The organism is Pseudomonas sessilinigenes (assembly GCF_003850565.1).
Classification (GTDB): domain Bacteria; phylum Pseudomonadota; class Gammaproteobacteria; order Pseudomonadales; family Pseudomonadaceae; genus Aquipseudomonas; species Aquipseudomonas sessilinigenes.
Map to the genome: position 1 here is coordinate 1338315 of NZ_CP027706.1, position 12858 is coordinate 1351172.

Genomic DNA, 12858 nt, shown 5'->3' on the forward strand with positions numbered 1-12858 from the left:
GAAGGAAAGCCATGACCGACCCCATTCTCGCCGGTAGCAAGGGCGGCGGCGCCAAGCCGCCCCGTCCCTCCGTGGAAGCCCCGGACAGCCTGCACAGCACGGCCTATGCCCGGATCCTCGATCTCGTCAGTGAAGGCGAGATCGTGGGCCTGAAGAACGGCAAGCGCTCGGTGTTCCTCAACGAGACGCCTCTGGCCAACGCCGACGGCAGCCTGAACTTCTCCGGGGTCAGCCTCGAGACCCGCAACGGCAGCCAGGACCAGACCTACATCCCGGGCTTTCCGGCGGTGGAGAACGAGTCCCAGGTGGCGGTGGAACTGCGCAGCGACCAACCCTGGACCCGCGCCATCACCAACCTGCAACTGTCGGCGGTGCGTATCCGCCTGGCGGTCTCGCGCCTGGCCCAGACCAACACCAGCAACGGCGACACCAACGGCTACACGGTGCGTTATGTCATCGAGCTGTCCACCGATGGCGGGGCGTTCGTCGAAGTGCTGCAATCGGCCTTCAGCGGCAAGAGCTCCAGCAAGTACGAGCGCTCCCACCGGGTCGACCTGCCAGCGGCCAAGGCCGGCTGGACCGTGCGGGTGCGCCGGCTGACGGCGAACTCCAGCAGCGGGGCGATCGCCGATACCACCAGCGTGGAGTCCATCACCGACGTGATCGACGCCAAGTTGCGTTACCCGGGTTCGGCGATCATCGGCCTGCAGTTCGATGCCTCGCAGTTCCAGTCGATTCCCAACCGCTCCTTCGAATTGCAAGGGCGGATCATCCGCGTGCCGAGCAACTACGATCCGGCCACCCGGGCCTACAGCGGCGTGTGGGACGGCACCTTCAAGTCGGCCTGGACCGACAACCCGGCCTGGATCTACTACGACCTGCTGCTGCACCAGCGTTATGGCCTCGGGCACCTGCTCAACGCCGGCCAGGTAGACAAGTGGGAGCTGTACCGCATCGGCCAGTACTGCGACCAGCCGGTGTCCGATGGCAAGGGCGGCACCGAGCCGCGCTTTACCTGCAACCTCTACCTCTCGGTGCGCGCCGATGCGCTGAAAGTGCTGCAGGACCTGGCCACCACCTTCCGCGGCATGGCCTATTGGGGCGCAGGCTCGGTGATGGCGGTGGCCGACATGCCGGAAGACCCGGTGTACACCTACAGCAACGCCAACGTGATCGACGGCAAGTTCGTCTACGGCGGCTCGGCGAAAAAGACCCGCTACAGCGTGGCCCTGGTGAGCTGGAACGACCCGGCGGACTTCTACCGGCAGAAGGTGCAGTACGTCGACGATCCGGAAGGCATCGCCCGTTATGGCGTGCAGCAGACCGAGATCACCGCCACTGGCTGCACCTCCCAGGCCCAGGCCCAGCGCATCGGCAAGTGGGCGCTGCTGACCAACCGCCTGGAAACCGAAAGCGTGAGTTTTTCCGTGGGCCTGGACGGCACCCTGGTGCGTCCGGGGCAGGTGATCCGCGTGGCGGACAACGACCGGGCCGGCCGGCGGATCGGCGGGCGCCTGCGCTCGGCGACCCTGGACGCCCTGGTGCTGGATGCCGACGTCAAGGCCTACCCCGGCGATACCCTGACCCTGATCATGCCCACCGGCAAGGCGATCTCCCGGGTGATCAAGTCCGTGGGCTACCCACTGACCTGGGACAGCACCGGCATCACCTGGGACAGTGGCGCCACCACCCTCGACACCACCGGCTTTCCCGCTGAAGTGCAGCGGGTGGTGCTGGAGAAAAAACTCGAGGAGCTGCCACCGGTGCACTCGATGTGGGCCATCGATTCGCCGACCCTGGCGGTCCAGCAGTTTCGCGTGTTGTCGGTGGCCGAGGATTTTTCCGACTCGGCGATCAAGTACAGCATCAGTGCGGTCAAGCATGTCGGTGCCAAGTTCGCGGCGATCGACAACGGCGCGCGCATCGACCAGCCACCGGTGACGGTGATCCCGCCGAGCGTGCAGAACCCACCGAAGAACGTGCGGGTGCGCAACGAGCATTTCGTCGACCAGGGCAGCGCGGTCGGGGTCATGACCATCGATTGGGAACGCCCGGACAACGCCATCGCCTACGAGGTGCACTGGCGCAAGAACGACGGGGACTGGGTGTTCGCCGGACGTACCGGGGGCAACGCCTTCGAAGTCAGCGGTATCTATGCCGGGCGCTACGTGGCCAAGGTCCGGGCGATCAACGCCCTGGACATCGGCTCGGTGTTCGCCACCTCGGCCGAGACGGTGCTCAGTGGCAAGACCACACCGCCGCCGATGGTGGCTTCCTTCAACGCCGAGTCGATCGTGTTCGGCATCAAGCTCAAGTGGAGCATCCCGGCCGGGCTGAGCACCGCCGACCTGCAACGGACCGAGATCTGGTACAGCCCAACTGATCAAGTTGAAACTGCTTCTAAACTCGGTGATTACGCTTACCCACAAGCTGATTCCACGATGCAAGGGTTAGCTGCAGGTGCTCAGTTTTTCTTCTGGGCACGCTTGGTGGATCGTACTGGTAATGTCGGGCCGCTTTATCCGTCTGGTACTGGCGTTAGAGGGCAGGCCAGCGCCGACGCAAACCTAATCCTCGATTACATCAAGGGCAAGATCGAGGAATCCTCGCTCGGCCAGCACTTGAAGGACGAGATCGACAAGATCAGCGGCGACGGCCCGGGATCGATCAACGAACGCCTGGAAGCGATCAAGGACCTAATCAAGCAGTACACCGACGCGCTGGCCTGGGACTCTGCGAAGACCTACAGCAAGGGCGAGATTGTGCGGCAGGGGCAGAATCTGTACCAGGCCCTCGGCCCGGTTCCTGCTGGCACCCAACCGCCGAATGCGCAGTACTGGAAAGACGTCGGGACGATTCTCGAAGAAGCCAACGCCCTGGCTGGTGAGGTGCACAACCTGATGCAACAGATCACCAACATCGACGGCAAGCTGACGGCGGTATCTGAAAAGGTTGACGGGGTCTTTGTACAGCTCAATCCCAAAATGGCTGGCGACAGCAACGAGCTTGTGGGCCAGGACACTGGCTACGCGGGGGTGTGGTCGGTGTGGTCCGCCGTTGCCGAGGGCGACTACGTACAAGCAAAGAAGACGGAGACCGTAGAGGCCGATCTTGGAAAGACAAACGCTAGGGTCGTGGACCTAACTACAGCAATGGCTACGGCTGATTCTGCCCTGGGCGAAAGAATCACTCAGGTGGACGCCAAGGTCGGCCAGAACACCGCGGCCATCCGTGACGAAACGAAGGCCCGGGTTGACGCGGTGGGCGCTGTAGCGCAGCGCACAAGCACAGTTGAGACGAACCTCAACGGCGTATCGCTGAAGGCCGACGAGGGGCTTCGTGTTGCCCAGGAAGTCAACGGCAAGTTCTCGCAAATGTGGTCTATGCGCCTGCAGTACAACCCTGGAACTGGAGAATACAAGTTCGCAGGTATTGGCCTGAGCATTGAGAACGGCCCCAATGGCGTAGTGCAGTCGAAGTTCGTAATTGACGCGGACATGTTCGCAATTCAGCAGGGCGGCAATGTTCCATTCACTGTTGAAGGCGGCCAGGTTTTCATGAAGTCAGCATTCATACAGAACGGCTCGATCAACATGCTGAAGATCGGTAACAACCTGACTTCAAGCAACTACGAAAAAGACGTTCAAGGCTGGGCATTCCTGCCCGACGGGACTTTTCAGATGATGGCGACTGCGCCAGGGGGTAATAAATTGGTGATCAACAACAGCGGAATTTATATCTATTACCCGAACGGCGTTAAGGCGATTGATCTTAGCGTGGATGCTTCGTAATGGTCGGCTTAGTCACAAGGAACAGTGATAACAAGATTACGGCAGATATGACTAAATTTCTTAGTCAGTCTGCTGGTTTTGTTGATACTAACCCAGCAGTCTCATTAACTGGATCTAAAGTAATCTCGCTACCAGTAGGTCGTAATTACTTTTACATCATTGTCCCGCTTCAAGACGCTCAACGAACTAAGGGTAAGAGGCCAGGGATTACATTAACAAAGGATCTAATTTCATGGAGATACCTAATGCCAAGTGGCTTCGCCATGAAGTGCAGGGTTTACTACGGGTATTATTGATATGGTAGCCGCATTAATCGTTCGAAAGCCTAACAACTCAATACTGTACGACACCTCGAAAGCAGCTTATGGGCTCATCAAGGCAGGTCCTGTAGTGGCCGCCGGGCAGTGGAATCGACTAGACCCGAACAAAGGCAATAAGCCGTCGTACTTCGCTGATGATATATACAAGTTCGAAGTCGAGAATGCAGTAAGTCCTATCGTATTTGTTTATGGAAAAAGCGGAAAGCCGTTCCAGTCAATGGAAGGGAACAAGCAGGTATTTTACTTTGCCGGTCCAGTGTCAGGCATACAGGTCTATTGTTTCGATCTGATGCGCCCAATTTTTACGGGGCCGGCATTAAAGACGCGTGGCGAAGATGGCGGACTTACATTTAATAGCTTGCAATTTCCGCTCAACGTGAAAGGCACGTCAACACCTCCGCCAGTAAAATACTTCGATAACGGAACACTATGGCCATTTACTGGTGGGACAAACCCTCCGGATTGGCCAATGCTGCCAGCAGGCGGTAACGGGTCAAGGGCCGGAATATTTTCAACGAGAATACGCGTTCCGCTTGACGCGTCAAAGAAGTATGCGGCTCATATACCGTGGAACCGTGGTGTAGAGTGGGTTGGGTATCTTTCTGGTGTTGGCACAGACAGGTGGCGTGGTGGCGGGGAAGAGGGATGTTACGGTGAGGATGGGGCCGTTGCACACATAATCTGGGCATCACCCGAAACTAGCTTTGCCTCGGTGCACACAACAACACGTTTTGGGTGGTTTAATATGCAAAACGACCTAAGGCCGGCATGCTCTTATATTGAACTTTCCGAATATCCATACCCATTTAACACTTAGCGAAGTTAAATCATGGCACGCAAAAACATTGAACTTGGAGTCATCCCGAGCGGCCAGGGCGGCGATACATTTCGCTCGGCAATGGTCAAAGTAAACGACATGACAACGGAGCTGTACGGACTTACTACAGGGCAAGGGCATGAGGATGCCGTGAAAGCCATCCTCCTCAAATACGGCATTGGGTCATCGATCCTTGATATAGGCGAGGATCTGGTCGACTGGATCAATGTGACATGCTCGGCGCTCGTCAGGAACAAGGGGCTGTCAAGGCTTCCGAGCGCTTCCGACTACTACGTTGTAACGTACCCGCTCAACGCATCGTACGTTGGTCAGACGGCAATCAACATCGGTAGCGGCCAGTTCTACACCCGGATTAAGGCTGGTGGCTGGGGCGGCTGGCGCGAGTTTCTGATCGCTGGTGACGAGGCTCAATACATCGAGAATGCCAATGGCAGGGCTATTAAGCACAAGTGCGGAGCGCTCCAATGCTGGTTTAGTTCTGGATCAGCAGGGGCTACAACGCTTCCGATTGGGTCGCTATTCGGCTCGCCTCAGTACACCTATACGTTCCCTGTTCCGTTCGTTTCGGCTCCAGTTGTCACCTGGAGCACAAGTGGTGCGGCCGGGTCGCTCGTATGGGGTGTTCATGCAGCATCAAACGACACGATCACCATTGGTAACCTGGTATCGCCAAGTGGCACTGCCACCGCCTACCCTCAGTATTTCGCCACAGGGCGCTGGAAATAATGATCAACATCCGCTTTTCACCCATCGCATCGACCACCCTTGAGCCGCTCAAATCGCTATCCGTCAAGGGTTACGCCATCACGCTTAACGGCGAGGTGTTCGACTTCACCGAGCTACAGCCTGGCTACCAGCTTGAACAGGTCGACATTAAGTCGGACTGGTTTGTAGATCGCGCCGTCATGTCGTTTGAAGGCGTGCTTTCCGTGGCGATCCTCATGCCCTACGACGAAACCGTGGCCACTGACGCCATTCGCTTCCCTGAATCTGTAACCGTCACCGCTGCCGGCCCGGTGGAAATCCCCACCGATCACCCCGCACAGCCCCCCGTAACCCCAACCGTCGAGGACAACCATGGACTTCTCTCAGAGCAAGAAAACCTTCACTGAGCAGGATCAGAAAGCCAACGAGGCCCGGGAGTACCTGCGCCAGACCGATTGGCTGGTGGTACGTAAGTTGGAAATCGGCAAGGAGATCCCCGCCGATATCGCAGAGAAGCGTGTTGAGGCACGTAACCAACTCTAGGCCCAATGACATCTCATGCTACCTGTCACCACACGTACATATTTTTATCTAAGGCAACACTGTCGCGTTCGATCAATCCCGTTTTAGTGTATAGGGCTGCTTTCCCGCGTAGTCAGAGCCCAAATGATTTTTTATAGGGAGAATATTGTTGTAGCACTTGAAGTGTTAATCAATATTTTAGGCGTTATATTGGGTGTTGCGAACTGGTTGTGTCGATAGTTCTGCGTAATGGAGCGTTAGGTTGGATTGCTGTGGGGTGTTAAGCTTATTTGTTTAATTGGCTTTAATTGATGTTGTTGTGTATTGCTGTTGTTTAATGTTTGGCTTTCTCAGGTTTTGAGGTTTTTTGTGAGGTTTGTCTAATTATTTGATGGTGATTTATGTTATTCGATTCATGTCTAAGGCAACTCCAAGAGCATTGCCCTCTATTAACGAATCGTTTCGTTATTGGATTTAGCCCAGGAGTATCGACAAGTAACACTACCCAAGCTCTTCCCGCTGCCTACCTCGCTCCAATCAACGACCTCGCCACCCCCTCCACCGCACAAAACACCTTCCGCCAGATCATCCGCGACCGCTTCGAAGTCGCCTTGCTGCTCGATGCCACTCACCCGCAACAGGCCCTGGACCAGCTCCATGACCTGCGGGCCGAGGTCTGGCGTGCGCTGGTGGGTTTCAAGCCCGGGGCCGAGTACAGCCCGATTCAGTACGAGGGTGGTGAGCTGGTGCCGGTGGGCAATGAGCGGTTGCTCTATCGCCTGCGCTTTTTCGCCGAGTTCCAGTTGGGGCGCAATCGTTCCGGGCAGCCGGCGGAAACCTGGCATGAACGTGAACTCGACGGCTTGCCGTCCTTTACCGGGGTCACGGTGCGGGTCGATGCCATCGATCCGGCGGACCCCAATTTGAAAAGCCCGGGTCCCGATGGGCGCCTGGAGCTGACTTTCTCAGGAGAGCTGAAGCAATGAGCAAACGCATCACCGTGCTGCCGGCCGCTGGCCGTGCCGTACCCGATCCGGAAGCGGGCGACCTGCTGCCGGTCACCGGCCGTGAAGTCACGGACAACGCCTGGTGGCGTCGCCGTCTGGCCGATGGCGATATCACCATCAACGCCGTGCAAGCGGCACAACCGAAGGGAGCCCAATAATGGCGATCGGATTCAGCAATATCCCCGCGGACATTCGTGTTCCGCTGTTCTATGCCGAGATGGACAACTCGGCGGCCAATAGCGCCTCGTCGGCCATGCGCCGCCTGATCGTCGCCCAGGTCAACGACAATGTGCCCGCCAGCGACGTGGGCAAGCTGGTGCTGGTGTCCAGCGTGGCCCTGGCCAAGAGCATCGGCGGCCAGGGTTCGATGCTGGCCTCCATGTACGAGACCTTCCGCAAGACCGACCCGGTCGGCGAGATCTGGTGCCTGCCGCTGCACAACAGTGAAGGCAGCGTGGCCAAGGGCACTTTGACCCTGACCGGCAGCGCCACCGAGAGCGGCGTGCTCAACCTCTATGTGGGCGGCGTGCGGGTCCAGGCCGCCATCGTCAAGGGCGCCACCGCAGCCCAGGCGGCCACCGCCCTGGTGCAGAAGATCAACACCTCGGCCGACCTGCCGCTGAGTGCCAGCGCCGCCGAAGGCGTGGTGACCCTGAACGCCAAGTGGACCGGCGACAGCGGCAACGACATCAGCCTGCAGCTCAATCGCCTGGGCAAGAGCAACGGCGAGAGCACCCCGGAAGGCCTGGCCATCGTCATCGGCAAGATGGCCGGTGGTGCCGGCGTGCCTGACCAGGTCGCCGCGGTCGCTGCCCTGGGCGATGAGCCGTTCGAGTTCATCTGCATGCCCTGGACCGACGTCGCCAGCCTCAACACCTGGCAAGCGGTCATGGATGACAGCGTGGGTCGCTGGTCCTGGGCCAAGCAGCTGTTCGGCCATGTCTACACCGCCAAGCGCGGCACCGTGGGCACCCTGGTCGCCGCCGGGCAGGCGCGTAACGACCAGCACATGACCATCCAGGCCCTGGAACCGGGCGTTCCGCAACCGGCCTGGGTCCAGGCTGCGGCACTGGCCGCGCGCACCGCGGTGTTCATCTCCGCCGATGCCAGCCGTCCGACCCAGAGCGGCAGCCTGCCAGGCCTGGACCCGGCCGCGGCCAGCGAGCGCTTCACCCTGACCGAGCGCCAGTCGCTGCTCAACTACGGCATCGCCACCGCCTACTACGAAGGCGGCTACGTGCGCATCCAGCGTTCGATCACCACCTACCAGAAGAACGCTTTCGGCCAGGCGGACAACTCCTACCTGGACAGCGAGACCTTGCACCAGTCGGCCTACATCGTGCGCCGCCTGCAAAGCGTGATCACCAGCAAGTACGGGCGCCACAAGCTGGCCGCCGACGGCACCCGCTTCGGCGCCGGCCAGCCGATCGTCACCCCGAGCACCATTCGCGGCGAGCTGATCGCCCAGTACGCCAAGCTGGAGCTGGAAGGCCATGTGGAAAACGCCGAGCTGTTCGCCGAGCACCTGGTGGTGGAACGCGATGCCCGGGACCCGAACCGCATCAACGTGCTGTTCCCGCCGGACTACATCAACGGCCTGCGAGTGTTCGCGCTGCTCAACCAGTTCCGCCTGCAGTACGACAACGTCGCCTGAACGCACGTTCGACTGTGAATCCAGCCCACCTTGCGTGGGCTTTTTATTGAAGGGAGAAACACCATGGGTCAAGTGATTGCGGGCACCTGCTACGTCAAGGTCGACGGTGCTCAACTGACGATCAACGGCGGCTGCGAGGCGCCGCTGATGTCCACCAAGCGTGAAACCGTCGTGCCGGGTTTCTACAAGGAAGTCGAGGTCACCCCGACGTTCAAGGTCACGGCGCTGCACACCCCGGACTTTCCGCTCAAGCAGCTGGTGGCCGGTACCGACATGACCGTCACCTGCGAATTCAACAACGGCAAGGTCTTCGTCCTGGCCGGCGCCTACCTGGTGGACGAGCCGGTATCCAAGGGCGACGACGCCAGCATCGCGCTGGTGTTCAACGGCGTGAAGGGGACCTGGCAATGACTCAAGTCGTGAAGCTGCAAGTGGCCATCGAAGCCCACGGCGAAACGCTCGACGAACTGACCCTGCGCCGCCCGACGGTGCAGGAGGTGCGCAACATCAAGGCGCTGCCGTATCGGATCGACAAGAGCGAGGAAGTGAGCCTGGACATGGATGTCGCGGCCAAGTACATCGCGGTCTGCGCCGGTATCCCACCGTCCTCGGTGAACCAGCTGGACCTGGCCGACCTCAACGGCCTGAGCTGGGCCGTCGCGAGTTTTTTCATGAGTGCGGCGTCGCAGCCATCGGCGACCTGATCGCGGCCGCCTATGACCTGGCCTGGTTCTGGAAGGTTGACCCCGAACAGATGATGGCCAGGCCATTGGATGTGCTCCGCGAGTCACTGGAGCACGCGCAACGGATCAATGCGATGCAGCAGGTGCAGTGATGGCGAATATTCAACAAAGCATGAGCCTGACGAACATCCAGACCACGGTGCACATGTCCGTGGTGGTGCTCGGCGCACAGAAACTCGAAGCCCAGATGTCGGGGATCCGCGCCAGGATCGGCGCCTTCAAGAAGAGCATCGAGGACAGTGGCCTCGGCTCCCTCGACCTGGGCGGCTTCATCAAGGGCGGCGGTTTGCTGGAGCCGTTCATCCATGGCATCAAACAGGCGATCAAGGCCGAGGACGACCTGCAAGCCAGCAGCCAGCAACTCACCCAGCTCAAGGCACCGCAAGTGCCCCTGGGAGAAACCTCGGCCCACCTCAAGCAGTTCGACGACGCCTTGCAAGGGGTGTCGCTGAAGATGGGCCAGGCACTGCTGCCGGCGGTCAACAACTTGATCACCGGGCTGACCCCGCTGATCAGCAGTGTCGGTGCCTTCGTTGCCGACAACCCGGCCCTGGTGGAAGGCTTGGCCGCTGCGGCCGTGGCCTTCACCGTGGTTACCACCGGGGCCATGGGCCTGGCGGCGGTGGTCGGCCTCTTGGCCTCGCCGGTGGGGATCGTGGCGGCGGCGATCGCCGTGGCCGCCGGTTTGATCGTGGCCTACTGGGAGCCGATATCCGAGTTCTTCAGCGGGATCTGGAATAGCCTGCAGCAGGCGGCGCAGGTGGCCTTCGCCACCTTCAAGAGCCTGTTCGGCTGGAGCCCGTTGCAGGCCCTGGCCGGTGCCTGGGGCGCGCTCACGGGGTTCTTCTCCGGGCTCTGGAGCTCGGTGGTCGGCGAGGCGACCCAGGCCTGGGCGCCGCTCAGCGAGTTCTTCAGTGGCTTGTGGCAGGGCATCCAGGCCCTGGCGTTGCCGCTGCTGGATTTCTTCAAGACCTTGTTTTCCTGGAGCCCGCTGGGGCTGGTGATCGATAACTGGCAGCCATTGACCGGGTTGTTCTCGGCGCTGTGGGAGCTGTTGCGGGCACTGTCGGTGCCGGTGATGAGCTTCTTCAAGACCCTGTTCGACTGGTCGCCCCTGGGCCTGGTGATCAATAACTGGCAGCCGCTGCTGGGCTTTTTCGGGCGCTGCTGGGATGGCTTGCGGGCGCTGTCGGAACCGGTGCTGGGCTTCTTCAAGACCTTGTTCGACTGGTCGCCCCTGGGCCTGGTGATCAACCACTGGCAGCCGCTGCTGGGCTTTTTCGGGCAGTGCTGGGATGGCCTGCGGGCCCAGGCGGAACCGCTGTTGGGGTTCTTCAAGACCCTGTTCGACTGGTCGCCCCTGGGCCTGGTGATCAATAACTGGCAACCGCTGATGGACTTCTTTTCGGCCACCTGGGACCAGTTGCTGGCGCTGAGCGCGCCGGTGGGCGAGTTCTTTCGGGCGCTGTTCGATTGGTCGCCGATGCCGCTGATCAATGCGGCCTGGGAGCCCGTAGCCGGATTCTTCAGTGGCTTGTGGGACTCGCTGCTGGCGATCACGGCGCCGGTCCAGGGGTTCCTCCAGGAGCTGTTCAACTGGTCGCCCATGGACATGGTCACGGCCAACTGGCAGCCGATCGCCGACTGGTTCTCGGCGTTCTGGGACAAGCTCAAGGGCACCCTGGGCGGCATCCGGGAAATGCTCGGCGGCAGCTTTGGCGGCTTCATCGCCAAGATCACCGGCAAGGTCGAAGGCCTGACCGAGGCCCAGCAGCGGACCAACGCCGAAGGCAAGGGCCAGTTGGCCCCGGCATTCTTCGGTGCCGAGGCTTCGCCGGCGGCGCGCAACCTGACCCAGGGCTCTGGTGCGTTGGTGCAACAGAGTGCGGCCAACAACCGCACGCAACTCGAAGGCGGCCTGACGGTGCGCTTCGAAAACGCCCCGGCGGGCATGCGCACCAGCCAGCCGCAGACCAACCAGCCGGGCCTGGCGGTGACTCCGCGCATCGGCTATCGCTCACTTTCCCTAGGAGGTTCCAATGAGCTGGCGTGATCGGTTGTTGCCGGCGTCGTTTCGCGGCGTCGGTTTCTGGGTCGACCAGGCCAAGACCCCGGTGGGCCAGAAGGGCCAGTTGCATGAGTACCCCCAGCGCGACCAGCCCTTCTACGAAGGGCTCGGCCAGCAGGCCAAGGTCCACGACCTGACGGCCTTCATCGTGGGCGAGAACTGCCTGGAGCAGCGCGACCAGCTGCTCCAGGCCCTGGAGCAGGGGGCCGGGGAACTGGTCCACCCTTGGCTGGGACGGATGCAGGTCAAGGTCGGCGAGTGCGAAATGACCCATACCCGCCAGGACGGCGGCCTGGTGACGTTCGCCCTCAAGTTCCACCCCGACCAGCCGTTGCTGTTCCCCACGGCGGTGGTCAACTCCCGCGAGCAATTGCTGGTGGCCGCCGACAGCCTGCTGGGTTCGGCGGTACGGCGCTTCGAGGAGGCCATCAGCCTGATCAAGGCCGCACGGATCGCCGTCAAGGAACTGCGCGATTGCCTCAAGGACGTCTACGCGGTGATCGAGCATGAGTTCAAGGAACTGATCGACACCTACAAGGACCTGCGCCAGCTGGTGCTGGCGCTCAAGGAGTTGCCCCGGGAGGTCAGCGCCGAGTTCAAGGGCTTGCTCAAGGACATCCGCGAGCTCAAGGACTTCGCCCGCGAGGGTTATCGCGGGGTGCTGGCCAATGCTTCGCAACAGGTCGAGGCGGCGAAGAAGATCGATACGCCCAAGCTCACCACCGGCAAGGACACGGTGGCCGCGGCCCAGGCCATGGCCAACCTGGTGCAGGACATGCTGCTGGTGAAGCTCGGCTACCAGGTCGCGCAGATGCCGGCGGCGGCGCCGGTGGTCAAGCTCAACTCCACGCCTTCGGTGGCCCAGCAGGCGGTCCAGCCGGTACGCCGCCTGGATGTGCCGGTGGCCGAGGATGTGCTGAGCCTGCGCGATGCCCTCAATGAGGTGATCTGGCAGGCCGCGCTCAAGGCCGATGCCCTGCATTACCAGGCGCTCAACAGCCTGCGCCAGCAGCTGTTCGGCCATCTCACGGCGGTGTCGTCCACCGGGGTGCGGCTGCTGACCCTGTCGCCCAAGCAGAGCCTGCCGGCCCTGGTGGTGGCCTACCAGCGGTTTGGCGATGCCACCCGGGTGGGGGAGGTGAGCCAGCGCAACAAGGCGGTGCATCCAGGCTTCCTGCCGCCGGCCGACCTGAAAATCGCCGAGGTGTAG

Annotated in this window: 12 protein-coding genes; all 12 read left to right on the forward strand. The window is 61.0% G+C overall.

The window, feature by feature from the left end; all coding sequences use genetic code 11:
• Positions 1-11 precede the first annotated feature (11 nt).
• Positions 12-3791: a TipJ family phage tail tip protein gene (locus C4K39_RS06095; protein ID WP_124345875.1), complete on the forward strand. Its 3780-nt coding sequence runs from the start codon at positions 12-14 to the stop codon at positions 3789-3791.
• A gap of 297 nt (positions 3792-4088) precedes the next feature.
• The gene (locus C4K39_RS06100; protein ID WP_124345876.1) at positions 4089-4928 is read left to right on the forward strand and encodes a hypothetical protein; all 840 of its coding nucleotides are present in this window, start codon (positions 4089-4091) and stop codon (positions 4926-4928) included.
• Positions 4929-4940: 12 nt separating this feature from the next.
• Positions 4941-5675: a pyocin knob domain-containing protein gene (locus C4K39_RS06105; RefSeq protein WP_124345877.1), complete on the forward strand. Its 735-nt coding sequence runs from the start codon at positions 4941-4943 to the stop codon at positions 5673-5675.
• Positions 5675-6061, forward strand: coding sequence for a hypothetical protein (locus C4K39_RS06110; RefSeq protein ID WP_124345878.1), 387 nt, complete (start codon positions 5675-5677; stop codon positions 6059-6061). The genes C4K39_RS06105 and C4K39_RS06110 overlap by 1 nt, the downstream gene beginning before the upstream one ends.
• Entirely contained in the window at positions 6027-6197 is a 171-nt protein-coding gene (locus C4K39_RS31475; RefSeq protein ID WP_164487265.1) for a hypothetical protein, read from the forward strand. The genes C4K39_RS06110 and C4K39_RS31475 overlap by 35 nt, the downstream gene beginning before the upstream one ends.
• A gap of 380 nt (positions 6198-6577) precedes the next feature.
• Complete coding sequence (locus tag C4K39_RS06115) at positions 6578-7162, forward strand: phage tail terminator protein (RefSeq protein ID WP_124345879.1); 585 nt, start codon at positions 6578-6580, stop codon at positions 7160-7162.
• On the forward strand, positions 7159-7341 hold the full coding sequence (locus C4K39_RS06120) for a DUF2635 domain-containing protein (protein ID WP_022642608.1): 183 nt from the start codon (positions 7159-7161) through the stop codon (positions 7339-7341). Before C4K39_RS06115 ends, C4K39_RS06120 begins: the two co-directional genes overlap by 4 nt.
• Complete coding sequence (locus tag C4K39_RS06125) at positions 7341-8837, forward strand: phage tail sheath subtilisin-like domain-containing protein (protein ID WP_068580480.1); 1497 nt, start codon at positions 7341-7343, stop codon at positions 8835-8837. The genes C4K39_RS06120 and C4K39_RS06125 overlap by 1 nt, the downstream gene beginning before the upstream one ends.
• 63 nt (positions 8838-8900) lie before the next feature.
• Positions 8901-9248 (forward strand): phage tail tube protein, encoded by a 348-nt coding sequence (locus tag C4K39_RS06130; RefSeq protein WP_022642610.1) that lies wholly within the window; start codon positions 8901-8903, stop codon positions 9246-9248.
• Positions 9245-9541: a phage tail assembly protein gene (locus C4K39_RS06135; protein WP_031321005.1), complete on the forward strand. Its 297-nt coding sequence runs from the start codon at positions 9245-9247 to the stop codon at positions 9539-9541. The genes C4K39_RS06130 and C4K39_RS06135 overlap by 4 nt, the downstream gene beginning before the upstream one ends.
• A gap of 130 nt (positions 9542-9671) precedes the next feature.
• Positions 9672-11633 carry a phage tail tape measure protein gene (locus C4K39_RS06140; protein WP_225926561.1) on the forward strand — a complete coding sequence of 654 codons (1962 nt, stop codon included), beginning with the start codon at positions 9672-9674 and terminating at the stop codon, positions 11631-11633.
• Positions 11620-12858, forward strand: coding sequence for a DNA circularization protein (locus C4K39_RS06145; RefSeq protein WP_068580484.1), 1239 nt, complete (start codon positions 11620-11622; stop codon positions 12856-12858). The genes C4K39_RS06140 and C4K39_RS06145 overlap by 14 nt, the downstream gene beginning before the upstream one ends.